This is a genomic window from Rhodococcus sp. O3 (assembly GCF_048897285.1).
Classification (GTDB): Bacteria; Actinomycetota; Actinomycetes; order Mycobacteriales; family Mycobacteriaceae; genus Rhodococcus.
The window spans coordinates 90,975-106,113 of the sequence record NZ_JBMBTE010000001.1; the positions used below are offsets into that span (position 1 = coordinate 90,975).

15 protein-coding genes are annotated in these 15,139 nt (G+C 65.8%); 6 read left to right on the plus strand and 9 right to left on the minus strand.

Going from position 1 to position 15,139, the window contains the following annotated elements; genetic code table 11:
• Positions 1–2 precede the first annotated feature (2 nt).
• Positions 3–767 (plus strand): SDR family NAD(P)-dependent oxidoreductase, encoded by a 765-nt coding sequence (locus tag ACN675_RS00440; RefSeq protein WP_420749019.1) that lies wholly within the window; start codon positions 3–5, stop codon positions 765–767.
• A gap of 8 nt (positions 768–775) precedes the next feature.
• Complete coding sequence (locus tag ACN675_RS00445) at positions 776–1,540, plus strand: crotonase/enoyl-CoA hydratase family protein (protein ID WP_420749020.1); 765 nt, start codon at positions 776–778, stop codon at positions 1,538–1,540.
• 75 nt (positions 1,541–1,615) lie between these two features.
• Here ACN675_RS00445 and ACN675_RS00450 read toward each other — a convergent pair whose 3' ends face one another.
• From ACN675_RS00450 to ACN675_RS00490, 9 genes are all read right to left on the minus strand, one after another.
• Positions 1,616–2,773: an ABC transporter substrate-binding protein gene (locus tag ACN675_RS00450; protein WP_420749021.1), complete on the minus strand. Its 1,158-nt coding sequence runs from the start codon at positions 2,771–2,773 to the stop codon at positions 1,616–1,618.
• Between the two features lie 6 nt (positions 2,774–2,779).
• Positions 2,780–3,517: an ABC transporter ATP-binding protein gene (locus ACN675_RS00455; protein ID WP_420749022.1), complete on the minus strand. Its 738-nt coding sequence runs from the start codon at positions 3,515–3,517 to the stop codon at positions 2,780–2,782.
• Positions 3,501–4,319 carry an ABC transporter ATP-binding protein gene (locus ACN675_RS00460; RefSeq protein ID WP_420749023.1) on the minus strand — a complete coding sequence of 273 codons (819 nt, stop codon included), beginning with the start codon at positions 4,317–4,319 and terminating at the stop codon, positions 3,501–3,503. The genes ACN675_RS00455 and ACN675_RS00460 overlap by 17 nt, the downstream gene beginning before the upstream one ends.
• Complete coding sequence (locus tag ACN675_RS00465; RefSeq protein ID WP_420749024.1) at positions 4,316–5,302, minus strand: branched-chain amino acid ABC transporter permease; 987 nt, start codon at positions 5,300–5,302, stop codon at positions 4,316–4,318. The genes ACN675_RS00460 and ACN675_RS00465 overlap by 4 nt, the downstream gene beginning before the upstream one ends.
• Complete coding sequence (locus ACN675_RS00470; RefSeq protein WP_420749025.1) at positions 5,299–6,189, minus strand: branched-chain amino acid ABC transporter permease; 891 nt, start codon at positions 6,187–6,189, stop codon at positions 5,299–5,301. Before ACN675_RS00470 ends, ACN675_RS00465 begins: the two co-directional genes overlap by 4 nt.
• A 93-nt stretch (positions 6,190–6,282) precedes the next feature.
• Entirely contained in the window at positions 6,283–7,464 is a 1,182-nt protein-coding gene (locus ACN675_RS00475; protein WP_420749026.1) for an ABC transporter substrate-binding protein, read from the minus strand.
• Between the two features lie 105 nt (positions 7,465–7,569).
• Positions 7,570–8,820, minus strand: a complete 1,251-nt coding sequence (locus ACN675_RS00480; RefSeq protein ID WP_420749027.1) for an MFS transporter — start codon at positions 8,818–8,820, stop codon at positions 7,570–7,572.
• The gene (fdxA, locus tag ACN675_RS00485; protein ID WP_420749028.1) at positions 8,817–9,134 is read right to left on the minus strand and encodes a ferredoxin; all 318 of its coding nucleotides are present in this window, start codon (positions 9,132–9,134) and stop codon (positions 8,817–8,819) included. The genes ACN675_RS00480 and fdxA overlap by 4 nt, the downstream gene beginning before the upstream one ends.
• A gap of 72 nt (positions 9,135–9,206) precedes the next feature.
• On the minus strand, positions 9,207–10,406 hold the full coding sequence (locus ACN675_RS00490; RefSeq protein ID WP_420749029.1) for an MFS transporter: 1,200 nt from the start codon (positions 10,404–10,406) through the stop codon (positions 9,207–9,209).
• A gap of 350 nt (positions 10,407–10,756) precedes the next feature.
• Here ACN675_RS00490 and benA point away from each other — a divergent pair, with 350 nt between their 5' ends.
• From benA to ACN675_RS00510, 4 genes are read left to right on the plus strand one after another with little or no spacing between them, the layout of a single operon-like run.
• The gene (benA, locus tag ACN675_RS00495; RefSeq protein ID WP_420749030.1) at positions 10,757–12,130 is read left to right on the plus strand and encodes a benzoate 1,2-dioxygenase large subunit; all 1,374 of its coding nucleotides are present in this window, start codon (positions 10,757–10,759) and stop codon (positions 12,128–12,130) included.
• Between the two features lie 12 nt (positions 12,131–12,142).
• Positions 12,143–12,646 carry a benzoate 1,2-dioxygenase small subunit gene (gene benB, locus ACN675_RS00500; protein WP_420749031.1) on the plus strand — a complete coding sequence of 168 codons (504 nt, stop codon included), beginning with the start codon at positions 12,143–12,145 and terminating at the stop codon, positions 12,644–12,646.
• A 32-nt stretch (positions 12,647–12,678) separates the two neighbouring features.
• The gene (gene benC, locus ACN675_RS00505; RefSeq protein ID WP_420749032.1) at positions 12,679–14,295 is read left to right on the plus strand and encodes a benzoate 1,2-dioxygenase electron transfer component BenC; all 1,617 of its coding nucleotides are present in this window, start codon (positions 12,679–12,681) and stop codon (positions 14,293–14,295) included.
• Positions 14,292–15,089 (plus strand): 1,6-dihydroxycyclohexa-2,4-diene-1-carboxylate dehydrogenase, encoded by a 798-nt coding sequence (locus ACN675_RS00510; protein WP_420749033.1) that lies wholly within the window; start codon positions 14,292–14,294, stop codon positions 15,087–15,089. Before benC ends, ACN675_RS00510 begins: the two co-directional genes overlap by 4 nt.
• Positions 15,090–15,139: the final 50 nt, after the last annotated feature.

Genomic DNA, 15,139 nt, shown 5'->3' on the forward strand with positions numbered 1-15,139 from the left:
TCATGGACATGACACACGGATCCGCCGTCGTCACGGGAGGGGCCTCGGGCCTCGGCCTGGCCACGGTCGAGCGGTTCGTCGCACAGGGCACACCGACGGTGATCGTCGACCTGCCGACCTCGGACGGCGAGGTGGTCGCGAAGTCACTGGGCGATCTCGCGGTGTTCGCGCCTGCCGACGTCACGGACCCGGATGCGGTCAACCGCGCACTCGACGCCGCCGAGGCACTCGCGCCGATCCGGGCGGTCGTCCACTGCGCCGGCCGCGGCGGCACCGTTCGGGTCGTCGAGAAGGACGGTACGCCCGGTTCGCTCGACCTCTACGAGAATCTGGTCCGGATCAATCTGATCGGTTCGTTCAACGTCCTGCGTCTGGCCGCCGCCCGGATGGTGCGCAACGAACCTGTGGACGGCGAACGCGGCGTCGTGATCCTGACGGCGTCGGTGGCGGCCTGGGAAGGCCAGATCGGGCAGATCCCCTACGCGTCCGCCAAGGCCGGCGTGGTCGGCATGACCCTCGTCGCCGCTCGGGATCTCGCACGAAAGCTGGTGCGGGTCAACAGCATTGCACCGGGCACCTTCGATACCCCCATCCTGTCCCGGTTCTCACAGGAGATCCGTGACGGTCTCGCCGCCCAGACCCCGCATCCGTCGCGACTGGGGCAGCCGGACGAGTACGCCAAGCTCGCACTGTCGATCGTCGACAACGCCATGATCAACGGCGAGACGATCCGCATCGACGGTGCCATCCGCATGCAGCCGCGTTAGGAGCAAATATGAACACACCGGTCCACGTCGAACAGTCCGACGGCGTCCAGATCATCACGATCAACCGTCCCGAAGTCCGTAATGCGATCAACACCGAGACTGCCGTGGCCATCGCCGCCGCGCTCGACGAGCTCGACAAACGTGACGATCTCGTCGCCGGCGTCATCACCGGCGCCGGCAAGACCTTCTGCACGGGAATGGATCTCAAAGCATTCCTGGCGGGCGAACGACCCTCGGTGGAGGGCAGGGGATTCGCCGGCATCACCGAGAAGTCTCCCGCCAAGCCGCTGATCGCCGCGGTGGAAGGGCACGCGGTCGCCGGCGGATTCGAGATCGTGCTCGCGTGCGATCTCATCGTGGCCTCCGAGACCGCGGTCTTCGGGCTCCCCGAGGTCAAGCGTGGTCTGCTCGCCGGCGGCGGTGGCCTGCTGCGGTTGCCCCGCCGCGTCCCCCACCAGCTGGCCGTCGAATGGTGCCTCACCGGCGAGTTCGTGTCCGCCGCCACCGCCTACGACGCGAAACTGCTCAACCGGCTCGTTCCCGAGGGCACGGCCCTGGAGGAGGCCCTGCAGCTGGCCCGGACCATCGCGAAGAACGGCCCGCTCGCCCTGCGCGCGACCAAGGAGATCATCGCGCAGGCACGGGACTGGTCGAACGCCGAGGAGTTCGACCGGATGCGCGAGATCTACGAGCCCGTGCGTTCCTCGGAAGACGCCAAGGAGGGCGCACTCGCGTTCAAGGAGAAGCGCGAACCGGTCTGGCAGGGACGCTGATCCGAAGCGCCGCCGCTGCAAGCGAAAGGGTCCCCCGAGAATCTTCTCGGGGGACCCTTTCCGGTTGGAGGGCGGTCAGATCTTCGCCGGTTCCATCAGCACGATCTCACGTGTGCCGTTCCACTCGACCAACACGCCCGGCGTGCGCATGTCGTGGCCTTCGAAACCGATCAAGCCCTGGGCACCCTCGAAACCGTTCTCGAGGACGATTTCGAGACCGCGCTGGATGTCCTCCCGGGACGCGCCGCCGGCGGCCTTGACGGCGTGCGCCAGCATCCACGCCGCGTCGTAGCCTTCGGCGGCATAGTTGACCGGGTCCTCGCCGTACTTCGCGCGATAGGCGGCGACGAATGCCTGCGACGACGGGAACGGCTGGTCGACGGTGAAGTTCGTCGTCCAGAACATGCCGGCCCCGTCCGCTCCGGCCGGAACGAGGTTGTTGGTGCCCGCTCCGGTCTGGCCCAGGACCGGTCCGGCGTATCCGGCCTGCCGCAACTGGCGCATCGCGGTGGCGTTCTGGGCGCCCACGAGGAGAAAGGCGACCGCATCGGGTTGCTCCGCGGCGATTTTCGACGCGGACGTCGCGAAGTCCTGCGTGGAGTTCTGCACCGACGTCGCCGACACGATCTCGAAGCCGTACTTCTCCTGCCCCTCGACGAGGTTCTTCTCCGCCATCTCGGCCAGAGCCGGATTACCCGCGTTGTACAGCACGCTCAGCCGTTTGACGCCGAGTTGCCGGAGGTGTGCCATCGACGTCGCCACGTGGGTGGTCTGCGGCGGGGTCGCCCGGAACGTGTAGTCGCCGATCAACACACCGTTGCTCGCCGACTGCGTGTAGATCGTCGGCAGCCCCGATCGCTCCGCGAGCGGCGAGATCGCGGTCGCCTGCGCACTCGAAATGCCCCCGATCATGGCACTGACGGAGCGGTCGGCCGTGGCTTCGACGGCCTGGCTCACCGCGGTCTGCGTGTCGCTCGCGGCGTCGCGGCTGCGCAACGCGAACCGCGACCCGCCGAGGTAGTTCTGTTCGTTGATCTGCTCGACCGCCAACTCGATCCCGCGGAACTGCGGTTGGCCGCCGAATGCCGTCAATCCCGTTTTGTCCGTGACGGATACGATCTTGATCTCCGCGGGCATCTCCCCGTTCGCAACCGGACCGCCGCCGGATCCGCACGCGGTGGTGCCGAACAGGCCTGCGATCGCGAGCACTGCGACCGACAAACGTCTCTTCATGATCTTTCAGCTCTCGATTCCGCTGTCGGACCCGGTCAGTGCCGCCTCGCCGAGGAATGCCGACACGACCGAGGAATGCCTGCGTGCCTCCTGTACGGGCCCCGAATAGACCGACTCGCCTCGATTGACCACGACCACGTCGTCGGCGATCTTCATTCCGGCCTCGGCGTTCTGCTCGACCATCAGCACGCCGATGCCTTGATCTGCGATCGCACGGACGCTGTCCATGACACGGTCGACCACGGCCGGAGCGAGCCCCATGGACGGTTCGTCCATCAGGATGTAGGAGGGCTGGGACATGAGGCTGCGACCGAATGCGAGCATCTGCTGCTCGCCGCCGCTGAGCAGACCGGCCGGGCCGTCCTGCCGCTCCTCGAGGATGGGAAACATCCCGAATGCCCGTCGCATCGATTCCTCGCGGTCCCTCTTCGACGCGATCAGACCCCCGACCTTCAGGTTCTCGGCCACGGTCAGCGACGAGAAGACCCTGCGTCCCTCCGGCACCAGAGACACGCCGCGAGCGAGGATCCGGTGCGCCGGCCACCCCACGACGGATTCACCGTCGACCAGGATCTCCCCGGAGGTGGGTACGTTCAATCCTGCGACCGTGCGCAGGGTCGTGGTCTTGCCGGCGCCGTTCGCGCCGAGCACCAGGGTGACGCGGCCCGGGTGTGCGATCACCGAAACACCGCGGACCGCACTGACCTTGCCGTAGTCGACGTGAAGATCACGAATCTCGATCATCGTTGTCCTGCTTTCCGAGATAGGCCTCGCGCACCGCCGGATCACGAACGACATCCGACGGCGCGCCCGACGCGATCAGGCGTCCGGAGTTCATGGCGAAGAGGTGATCGCAGACGTCCACCATCATCTGCACGTCGTGCTCGACGATGAGCTGGGTGAGTCCCTCCGACCGCAGATCGGTCATCAGCTTGCCGATCTCCTCCCGTTCGAAACGGTTCATTCCCGCAGTGGGTTCGTCGAGCAGCAGCAGCTTCGGCGACATCACGATCGCCCGGGCGATCTCGACGCGGCGCTGCAGACCGTAGGACAACTGTCCCGGACGAAGATTCTCCTTGCCGTCCAGTCCGGTCCGCTCGAGGGCCGTCGCCACCGCGGAATCGGCCGCGTCGCGGTCCGTGCTGTCGGGGCGACGCCACCACGAGCGCGAACCGGCGATCAGATCGTGACCGAGCTGGACGTTCTCGCGGACCGTGAGGTCGTCGAGCAGGCGGACGGTCTGGAATGTCCGGCCGATTCCCAGTCGCGCAACAGCCTCCGGCCGGACACGCGAGTAGTCCTGTCCTTCGAACCGGAGAGTTCCGCGCGTGAGCGGGGTCAGACGCGTGATCGCGCCGAGCAGGGTGCTCTTACCGGATCCGTTGGGGCCCAAGATCCCCGAGATCCTGCCGCGTGCGAGACCGAAGGTGATGCCGTCGACCGCCTTGATACCGCCGAAATGAACGGCGAGGTCGTCCAGCGTCAGCACCTCGCTCCCGGCGGGACTCGACGGGTCCGGCTGCGGCCGGGTGAGTTCCGTGGTCATCGGGGATCTCCTGACGTGATCGTCGGTGCGCCGGAGGACGCCAGTTCGGCTTGGAGCTCCGCTGCGTCTTCGGCATCCTTCTCCGCGGCACGGGCCTCGAGCAGTTCGTCCGATCCGAGCGCGTCGGCGTTCAGACGGGCCGACCGGCGGCGGTACAGGTCCGTGACGATTCCGGTGATGCCGCCGGGCATGAAGATCGCGGCGATCGCGACGATCACGCCGTAGACGATGCTCTGGTAGGTGCCGACCTGTTCGAGCACGACGGGCAGCCAGGTGAAGATCAGAGCACCGATGAGGACACCGATCCACGAGCGCGACCCACCGACGATGATGATGGTCAGCGCCAGCACGATCAGCGGGAACCCGATGTTCTCCGGGGCGATCGCGGTCATCATGAGGATGTTCAGTCCCCCGCCGAGTGCACCCAGGACTCCGCTGAGCACGAACGACATCTTGCGGTAGCGGGCGACGTTGATGCCCATCGCGGAGGCCAGTTCGGGGTCTTCGCGGACCGCTTCGATCCGCCGGCCCATGGCGCCGCGTTCACTCACGATCATCGCCGCGACCACGATCGCGCACACCACGGCGAGATGCGGGACGGAGATCTCGACGGGCGTCAGCACGCCGAACAATCCGACGGAACCACCCGTGAGAGTGCCGCCGTTGTGGGCCACCACCGTCACGATCATCACGAACGCGACGGTCGCCATGGCCAGGTAGAGCCCGCTGAGCCGCTGCACGACGAGCGAGAGCAGGTAGCCGACGACGGCACAGATCACGACGATTGCCGCGAGCGCCGGCAGTGCTCCGAAATCGTAGTGCAGCACGAGGATGGCGACGCCGTACGAGCCCATTCCGTAGAATGCCGCGCCGGCGAAGGAGAACACTCCCATCCGGAACTGGATCTGAATGCTCAGGGCCAGAAGCAAGACCGTGAACGTGCTCTGGATGAGCACGATGTTGGAGAAGTAGAAGTCGCTCATACCCGTCGCACCTCCTTCTTTCCGAAGATTCCCTGCGGGCGCAGGAGCAGCACGGCCAGAATCAGGCCGAAGCCGACGGCGTCGACCCACCCGCCGCCGGTGTAGCGCAGGACGAGCACCTCGGAGAACGCCAGGATCATCGCGCCGAGGGCAGCGCCGCCGGTGCTGCCGACTCCGCCGAGGATGATGATGGCGAACGCCTTGATCAGCAGTGTTTCCCCACTCTCGGCGGTGATCGCCCCGAGGTTGAAGGTGAGCAGCGCACCGGCGAGACCCGCGAGCCCACCCGAGATCGCCATCGTCAGCAACGACAGCTGCCGGCGCTTGACGCCCATGAGCTCGGCGGTTTCGGGGTCCACACCGATCGCGCGGAGCGCCAGCCCGTGACTGGTGTTCTTGAGCCAGTACGAGATCGAGACGGTCAGCACGAGCGCGCAGCCGAGAACGACCAGACCGGTACTCGACAGCCGCATATCTCCGAAGCTGTGCACCGTCGTCTCGTAACTGCTTCCCAGGAAGCCGAAAGGCTCACTGAGCGTGTAGACCTGCACGATCGCCACGGGAATCGTGCCGATACCGATACCGCCGATGAGGATCTGGAGTTCGGCTGTGCGCTGGTTCTTCGCCCTCCGGAGGATCGGCTGGAAGGCCAGGACGTCGATCGCCGCCGACACCGTCGCGCCGACCACCGCAGAGATGACACAGATCGCGACCAGGCCCAGTTCGACGTGGGAGACGATCTGCGACGCCACGAACGCGGAGAACATGAAGATTCCGCCGTGAGCGAAGTTCAGGATGTCGATCGTGCCCCAGGAAATGCTCATTCCGAGGCAGAACAACAGATAGATGGACCCGAGTACGAGCGCATCGATCATCAGTTGAGACATGGTGTCGCTTCCTTCGATCTCGTTGCCGCTGAAGTCTTCTCGTACCGCACGCGCATCCGGAGTGCGCCGTCGACCCGCACGGTTGCGAACGCATCACTCGGCGACATCGGAACCCTCGACCAGAACTTCCTCGGTGCCGGTCCACTCGACCAGTACGCCCTCGACCCGCATGTCGTTGCCTTCGAACGTCACCGGCCCGAGCGCACCGTCGAAGCCTTCGCTCACGACCTGCTCGAGTCCACGCTGGATGTCCTCGCGAGAGGCCCCTCCGGAGTTCTTCACCGCGTGCGCCAGCATCCAGGTCGCGTCGTAGCCCTCGGCGGCGTAGTTGAGCGGGTTCTCACCGTTGTACTTCGCCCGGTAGGACTCGACGAACGCCACCGACGACGGTGCGGTCTGGTGGAAGCTGAAGTCGGTGGCCCAGTACATTCCGGCCCCCGCGACGCCTGCGGGAGCGAGGTTTCCGGCGCCTGCGGCCGGATTGCCGACGACGGGCCCGGTGTACCCGGCCTGCCGGAGCTGGGACATGGCGGTGGAATTGCCCGCCCCGACCAGCAGGACGATGACGGCGTCGGGTTTCTCACCGGCGATACGCGTTGCGGTGGTGCTGAAGTCCTGGGTGGTCGCCTGCACCGCGGTACTGGAGAGGATCTTGTATCCGTACTCGGCCTGCCCGTCCGGGATCGTGTGCTCACCGAGTCCAGCAAGGGTGACGTTGCCGGCGTTGTACAGCACACTCACCGTGCCGACCCCCTGATCCCGCAATCGCTCGAGCGCCTTGACGAAATAGGTTTCCATCGGAGCCGTCGCCCGGTAGGTGTAATCACCGATGACCACTCCCTCGCTCCCGGACTGCGTGAAGACGGTCGGCAGCTTGGCCCGTTCGACAAGGGGCGCGATCGCGACCGCGTGAGCGCTGAGGACCGGGCCTAGCAGCGCGCTGACGCTCCGGTCCGTCAGCGCTTCCGTGGTCTGACTGACGGCGGTTTGGGTATCGCTCGCCGAATCCCTCTTCTCCAAGAGGAATTCGGTCTCTCCGAGGTAGTCCTGGGCGTTGATCTCATCGATGGCGAGCTCGATGCCCTTCAACTGGCTGCTACCGACGTATGCGGTGGTTCCGGTCTGGTCGGTGACCGACACGACCTTGACCTGGTCCGGTAGATCACCGTCCGAAACCGTTCCCCCCGCTCCGGATCCGCAACCGGCGAGCACCAGGGCTGCGGCCCCGATTCCGGCGAAGATCCGAACACGGCACCCGCGATCGACTCGACTCATGACTCCCCTTTCGGGACGAATGATGTGCATCATTATTCGTGATTGGAATCACAGTAAAGTGACGCATCCAAAATGTCCACAGGAGAAAACGGGAACGCGGTCCGGTCAGCGCTCGGCCACGAGAGTTGCCTGCATACGGCCGGTTCGGGTAACAGCCCAATGCTTCCGGCCGAATGCGAAGACGGCCGCGCAGAAGACCCCGAACAGGAGCACCGCGATCGAGGTGCCCCCGGCGTATCCGATGCCGGAGGACACCGCCCCTGCGAGGAGAATCAGCGACGCCGCGAAGCCGTAGGACGTACACGCATACAAGGAGGTAGCCCTGCCCTGCTCGACCGGTGTCGTTCCGGTCGTGAGGAGCGTGAGCCCCTTCGCGTACGCGAATCCCTGCCCGATCCCCCACAGCAGGCAACCCGCCAGAACCGGGAGCAACCGTCCGGAGAGAGTACCGGCGGCGAGAACGACACTGCCGGAACCCAACAGGACCAACGACTGGGGTGCGGACGGTGTACGCCCGACGGCTCGTCCGACGTACGGTGCGACCCAGGCCACGACCAACAAGACGATCCCACCCAGGACCCCCGTGACGAGCAGATCGGACTGCAGGCCACTTCGGAGTGCGGGCGGGAGCACCCCCACAGCGATACCGCCCACGGTCCACCCTGCCGCACCGAGTCCGTACGCCGCGAGTCTGCCACGCGGAGAGACCGTTTCCCCAGAATGCTCGTCCGGGCTCCGCTCCGCGGATTCCACGAGGCCTGCGGCGTCGCGTATTCGAGTGCGGTTCCACCACAGCACCCACAGGAGCAGGATCTCGCCCACCGCGAGGGCGACGGCGTGAACTCGATAGATCAGCACTGTGGGATCCCGGAAGAACTCGGCGGCAACCGCCGCCGCGATGAGACCGATCAGCGAACCGCCGATCGCCCCGGTTGCCGCGAGTGTCCGGCCGGCATCCCCGCGAGCCGTCACGGCGAGGGTTGCAGCGGAACCCGTGGCCGCCCCCACACAGATACCTGTCAACGCCCGGCCCAGAAACAGCAGTGGAGGCGAGTCGCTTCCCAGCCACAACGCGACGTCGCCCAGGATGCCGACGAGCACGGCCACCGGCAGAACGATCTGCACATGGCGGCCGAGCGCCGTCCGGTTCATCACGAGGAACATCGAGATCAGGGTCCCGAAATACGTCGCGAACAGCGCCGCGAGCGCGAACGGGGACATTCCGAGCCGCTCTTCGTACAGCGGCAGCAGAGGTCCGGGAATGTTGGAACCGACCACGGTCAGCGCGAACGTGAGCGCAACCACGACGCCCAACGTCGCGGCGGACCGCGTCCCCCGCCCGGAGGGCACTGTCACGCTCGCACGGGAAGCGATTTCACCAGCGGCGGATCGAAATCGGTGCGTCCGATCTTGGACGCCCCACCCGGCGAACCGATCTCGGCGAAGAAATCGTAATTTGCACCGACGTAGGCCGAATGCTCCTCGAGCACATCTTCTTCGAAGAAGATGGCTTCGACCGGGCACACCGGCTCACACGCGCCGCAGTCCACGCATTCGTCCGGATTGATGTACATCATCCGTCCGCCCTCGTAGATGCAGTCGACCGGGCACTCTTCGATGCATGCCTTGTCCAGGATATCCACGCAGGGCTCGGTAACGATGTAGGTCATCGCGGACTCCTCTGTCTCCCGCCGGCAAAGTCAATCATAATCATATTCATCTATTGTGTGATGTCAACAACATCAGGACGTCAATCGGTCGACCGTTCGCCGACGTCGGGCGACGAGCACCGACGCGGCCAGGACACACAGGAAGAAGAACGCACAGAAGGTGTAACTCGCTGCAAGAAGGCCGAACTCGTCGGCGAGTACACCCATGCCGAGAATCCCTGCGCCCACCGTCCCGTAGCCCGCGAGCCATACGAGGGCCGTAACCTCCGCGCCGCGGTCCGCCGGAGCGCAAGCGCGGGCAAGTTGCAGTCCCGCGAGTTGAGCGAGGCTCTGTCCGAGCCCGGCCGCCAGCGCCGCCGCGATGATCACGGGAATCGACTCCAGACCGACGGCGACCGCGATGAGCACTGCCGCGAGGAGGGATATCGCCAAGCCCACCCGCGCGACCCGGTAGGTGCTCATCCGGCTCGCGAGGACCTGACTTCCCGCTCCTGCCCCGAAGACCATGAACGAGACGGCACCGGCCAGGAGTCGCGTGTCGTTGCCGAGGAGGTCGGCGATCATGGCCGGTCCCAGGGAGATGAACAACCCCGCGAGCGCGAAGGGACTGCCGGCCACCGCCATCGCCATCACCACCACCGATCCCGTTCCGGCGGGAAGCCTCGGCCATTCCACCAACCGCCCTCCGGGTGGAACGTCGGGACGTCTCCTCGTTCGCGAAACCGGGACCGCCACGACGATCAGGGGAACGGCCAGAACCGCGAACACCAGGCTCGTGGGCGCCGAGACGAAATCGGCCAGTGCCCCGGCGAGCAGTGGGCCCACCGCAGACCCCGCCACGGGCGCGACGCTCGCGTACAACGCCGCGCGTGCCCGGCCGCCCGGACCACAGAGTTCCGCGATGGCTGCACCACCTGCCGCGCCGAACGCCCCGGACCCGACTCCGATGAGAAAGCGACCCGATTCCAGCCAGAGCGGGGTGCGTGCGAAGGCGAAGAGAGCGCACGCCACCAGGGAGAGCGCCAGCGCCGGCAGCAGCACCGATCGATGCCCTGCCCGGTCGGCGAGGCGCCCGCCGAACAGCAAGGACGCAATCGCTCCGATGATGTAGCTGACGAAGATCAACGACACCGTGGTCTGGGTGAACCCCATCTCACGTTGCCACAGCACATAGAGCGGCGCGGGAGCGTTGCTCACTGTGAAGACCGCGAAGATCGACCCCATTATCCACTCGGGGCGGACCGCAGGCTTCGCCACCGTCGTTGCAACCATCCAAAACCCACCAATCATTATCAGCAATAATCTCGCACTCTTGCACACTCGATGCGACTTCGTGCAGATTCCGAGCGGTTCGCGCCTTTGCGCACACAGGCGATCCCGGCGGCGGGGTCGCCGACGAGGCGCCGGATGCTCACACGTTTCGCGACGCGTCGAGGGCCTTAAGACCTCGATCGACGGTCCTAGACACCCCTAGGCATTTACCCGGTGTGACCGGAGACACAGGATGGCATCGTAGAGGCATCACGGCACAAGTCCGCCCGATCGAAGACCACTGAGCCGGAGCTCTCCCGGCCCGGACCTCGCATCGCCCCTCCCCGGTACGACGCCACATTGGAGTACTCATGACCCACACCATCGACCACGTGCGTTCCCGCCTCGACGGCGCTCTCGTCGAGGATGCAGCGAGCGGCCGCTACCAGGTCCGGCGCGACATCTTCACCGACGAGGAAATCTTCGAGCTGGAGATGAAGCACATCTTCGAAGGCAACTGGGTGTACCTCGCCCACGAGAGCCAGGTACCCAACGTCGGGGACTACTTCACCACCTACATCGGACGCCAGCCCGTCGTCATCAGCCGCGACAAGGAAGGCGAACTTCACTGCCTCATCAACGCGTGCAGTCACCGCGGTGCGATGCTGTGCCGACGCAAGACCGACAACCGCACGACGTTCACGTGCCCCTTCCACGGGTGGACGTTCCGGAACAACGGCAAGCTGCTCAAGGTCAAGGACCCCCGCGACGCCGGTTACCCGGAACAGTTCAACACCGACGGCAGCCACGACCTGACCCGCGTCGCCCGTTTCGGCAACTACCGCGGATTCCTGTTCGGCAGCCTCAATGCCGACGTCCCGTCGCTCGAGGATCACCTGGGCGACGCCACCAAGATCATCGACATGGTCGTCGACCAGTCCCCCGAGGGGCTCGAAGTGCTGCGCGGCGCATCCACCTACACCTACGACGGCAATTGGAAACTGCAGGCGGAGAACGGCGCCGACGGCTACCACGTGTCCGCGACCCACTGGAACTACGCGGCGACCACCGCCCGCCGCACCGCCGGGGAATCGGCCAACGAGACCAAGGCGATGGATGCCGGCACATGGGGCAAGCAGGGCGGTGGCTACCACTCGTTCGAGCACGGTCACCTGCTGCTGTGGATGTGGTGGGGCAATCCGCAGGACCGCCCCCTGTACCCACGCAAGGACGAGCTGGCCGCCGAATTCGGGGAGAAGAAGGCCGAATTCATGGTCGGGGCGTCACGCAACCTGTGCCTGTACCCGAACATGTATCTGATGGACCAGTTCTCGTCCCAGATCCGGCACTTCCGGCCGGTCTCGGTGGACAAGACCGAGGTGACGATCTACTGCATCGCCCCCAAGGGCGAGTCGGCCGAGGCCCGCGCCAACCGCATCCGCCAGTACGAGGACTTCTTCAACGCGACGGGCATGGCCACCCCGGACGATCTCGAAGAGTTCCGGTCCTGCCAGAAGACCTACCTCGCGACCGCCGCCCCGTGGAACGACATGAGCCGCGGCGCCACCCACGTGCTCAACGGGCCCGATCAGGTCGCGAAGGACCTGGGCATGCACAACGTGCTGTCGAGCGGGGTGAAGACCGAGGACGAAGGCCTCTACCCGATCCAGCACAGCTACTGGCTCGAGACGATGCGCAAGGCCACCGAGGCCGAAGCCGAGTCCACCGCCACGAACGAGCGCTGAGGAACCGAAACAATGACCACTGCAGCAGAGTTGACGCAGACCGAGATCGAGCAGTTCCTCTACCGGGAAGCACGGTTGCTCGACGACCGCGAGTTCGAGAAGTGGCTCGAGTGCTACCACCCGCAGGCCGAGTACTGGATGCCGGCCTGGGACGACAACGGTGAACTCACCGAGGACCCGCAGCGCGAGATCTCGCTCGTGTACTACCCCAACCGGGGCGGGCTCGAGGACCGGGTGTTCCGCATCCGCACCGACCGTTCGTCGGCGACGTCGCTGCCCGAGCCCCGCACCGGCCACAACATCACCAACGTCGAGATTCTCGAGCGCCGCGGCACCGAGATCGACCTGCGCCACAACTGGTTCTCGCTGTACTACCGGTACAACACGACCGACACCTACTTCGGCACGAACTTCGTCACCCTCGACGTCTCCGGACCGGAGCCGGTGATCCGGAAGAAGAAGATCGTCCTGAAGAACGACTACATCCACCACATCGTGGACGTCTACGTCGTCTGACCCACCCCGATTCACGAAAGGAGGCACATGCCATGGCTTTCCAGGTGGCATTGAGCTTCGAGGACGGGGTCACCCGCTTCATCAAGGTCAACCCGAACGAAACCGTCGCCGACGCCTCGTACAAGGCTCGCATCAACATTCCGCTCGACTGCCGTGACGGCGCCTGTGGAACGTGCAAGGCCTTCTGCGAATCCGGCAGTTTCGACGGCGGCGACTACATCGAGGACGCCCTCACCGACGAGGAAGCCGAGCAGGGTTATTGCCTGCCGTGCCAGATGATGCCCGAGTCCGACCTGGTGGTGCAGATCGCGAGCACCTCCGACGTCGCGAAGACCGCGGCCGCCACATACACCGCGACGATCACCGAGCTGCGCCGCTACTCGGAGAGCGTCGTCGGGTTCACGGTGGAGATCGACAACCGCGACGATCTGGTCTTCCTGCCCGGTCAGTACGTCAACATCGGTGTGCCCGGCAGCGACGACGGCACCGGTAAGCCCGCGACCCGCTCGTACTCGTTCAGCACCGGCCCGAACGAGAACTCGCTCGCGTTCCTGGTGAAGATCACCGAGGGTGGTCTGATGTCGGAGTACCTGCGCGACCGCGCGCAGGTCGGCGACACCCTCGAGTTCACCGGCCCGTTCGGCAGCTTCTTCCTGCGGGAGCGCAAGCGCCCGTCGCTGCTGCTCGCCGGCGGCACCGGACTGGCGCCGCTGCTGTCGATCCTGTCGAAGATCGAGGCCGACGGTTCCGACCATCCGGTACACCTCATCTACGGGGTCACCTTCGACCACGACCTCGTCGAGCTCGAAAAGCTCGCGGAATACACGAATAAGCTGCCGAACTTCACGTTCGACTACTGCGTCGCCGACGAATCGTCGTCCGCCCCCAACAAGGGGTATGTGACCGGCCTGTTCGAGCCGCAGCATCTCAACGACGGTGACGTCGACGTCTATCTGTGCGGTCCTCCTCCGATGGTCGAAGCCGTTCGGAACCACCTGTCGGACAACGGGATCACTCCCACCAACTTCTACTTCGAGAAGTTCAACACCTCGGCCACCCCCGGTGGCGCCACCGCACCGGCAGCCACGGACGCCGAGAAGGCCGCTGCCGAGAAGGCTGCCGCCGAGACCGGCCGTCCGGTGGTGCTCGAGAATCCCGCACCCGGCAATTACGAGATCGGCGAGGAACATCCGCCCGTCGCCGAGTCCGACGAGCAGTTCGACGCCCGGATGGCGCTCGAACTCGGAGTCGTCGAACTCACGATCGGCCGGCTCACGCCCGAGCAACTCGTCGAATTCCGTATCCTCGCCGAGGCATCCGGCGCATCGGTCGAAGGTGATCACTTCACCGACGCTGCCGCGTTCACGGACACGAACGCGGCCTTCCACGAGTTCCTCTTCCGTTGCTGCACGAACCCGGTGCTGCTCGAGGCCTACAACAAGCTCGAGGTGACCCGGTTGATGAAGCAGGTGCTGCGCGACGCGCAATGGATCGAGGAGCACATCGTCGACGAGCACATGAAGATCGTCGAGGTGTTCGAGAAGGGCGACAAGGCCGCCGCGCGCGATCTCGTCGTCGTCCACTCGCAGCACGCCAAGGAGACGATGCGCCGAGCGATCGCCAGCGGTGCCACGGCAGGTGCCTCATGACCGACACGAAGATCTTCCCGGGCCGATTCGACGGCCGGCGCCTGACGATCACGGGAGCGGCGCAGGGCATCGGACTCGAAGTCGCGAAGCGGATCGCCGCCGAGGGTGGTGAGGTCGTGCTCGTCGACCGAGCGGAACTCGTGCACGAGGTCGCCGAGCAACTGCGCGAATCCGGCGGCAAGGCGCATTCGGTAACGGCGGATCTGGAGACCTTCGACGGCGCGCAGGCGGCGGTGTCGTACGCGATCCAGACCACCGGCTGCATCGATGTGCTCATCAACGTCGTGGGCGGAACGATCTGGGCGAAGCCGTACGAGCACTACGCGCCCGAAGAGATCGAGAAGGAGATCCGGCGGTCGCTGTTCCCCACCTTGTGGACGTGCCGCGCCGTCGTTCCGCACCTGGTCGAACGAGGGGCCGGGACGATCGTGAACGTCTCCTCCGTTGCGACCCGCGGCGTCAACCGCGTCCCGTATGCGGCGGCGAAGGGCGGAGTCAACGCGATCACCGCGTCGCTGGCGCTCGAACTGGCGCCCTACGGGGTTCGCGTGGTGGCGACCGCTCCTGGCGGAACCGTCGCGCCGGAACGACGGATCGCTCGCGGTCCGTCCCCGCAGTCCGAGCAGGAGAAGGCCTGGTACCAGCAAATCGTGGACCAGACCGTCGCTTCGTCCCTGCTCAAGCGCTACGGCTCGCTCGAAGAGCAGGCCGCCGCAATCTGTTTCCTGGCCTCCGAGGAGGCCTCCTACATCACCGGCACGGTTCTCCCCGTCGCCGGAGGCGATCTGGGCTGACCCCCTTTCGCCGGGCCTCACCGGAGGCGTTCGCCCACCGGTGAGGCCAT

Coding starts and splice junctions, on each gene's coding strand:
- ACN675_RS00440 (WP_420749019.1), top strand. CDS start 3: ATGGACATGACACACGGATCCGCCGTCGTCACGGGAGGGGCCTCGGGC.
- ACN675_RS00445 (WP_420749020.1), top strand. CDS start 776: ATGAACACACCGGTCCACGTCGAACAGTCCGACGGCGTCCAGATCATC.
- ACN675_RS00450 (WP_420749021.1), bottom strand. CDS start 2,773: ATGAAGAGACGTTTGTCGGTCGCAGTGCTCGCGATCGCAGGCCTGTTC.
- ACN675_RS00455 (WP_420749022.1), bottom strand. CDS start 3,517: ATGATCGAGATTCGTGATCTTCACGTCGACTACGGCAAGGTCAGTGCG.
- ACN675_RS00460 (WP_420749023.1), bottom strand. CDS start 4,319: ATGACCACGGAACTCACCCGGCCGCAGCCGGACCCGTCGAGTCCCGCC.
- ACN675_RS00465 (WP_420749024.1), bottom strand. CDS start 5,302: ATGAGCGACTTCTACTTCTCCAACATCGTGCTCATCCAGAGCACGTTC.
- ACN675_RS00470 (WP_420749025.1), bottom strand. CDS start 6,189: ATGTCTCAACTGATGATCGATGCGCTCGTACTCGGGTCCATCTATCTG.
- ACN675_RS00475 (WP_420749026.1), bottom strand. CDS start 7,464: ATGAGTCGAGTCGATCGCGGGTGCCGTGTTCGGATCTTCGCCGGAATC.
- fdxA (WP_420749028.1), bottom strand. CDS start 9,134: ATGACCTACATCGTTACCGAGCCCTGCGTGGATATCCTGGACAAGGCA.
- ACN675_RS00490 (WP_420749029.1), bottom strand. CDS start 10,406: ATGGTTGCAACGACGGTGGCGAAGCCTGCGGTCCGCCCCGAGTGGATA.
- benA (WP_420749030.1), top strand. CDS start 10,757: ATGACCCACACCATCGACCACGTGCGTTCCCGCCTCGACGGCGCTCTC.
- benB (WP_420749031.1), top strand. CDS start 12,143: ATGACCACTGCAGCAGAGTTGACGCAGACCGAGATCGAGCAGTTCCTC.
- benC (WP_420749032.1), top strand. CDS start 12,679: ATGGCTTTCCAGGTGGCATTGAGCTTCGAGGACGGGGTCACCCGCTTC.
- ACN675_RS00510 (WP_420749033.1), top strand. CDS start 14,292: ATGACCGACACGAAGATCTTCCCGGGCCGATTCGACGGCCGGCGCCTG.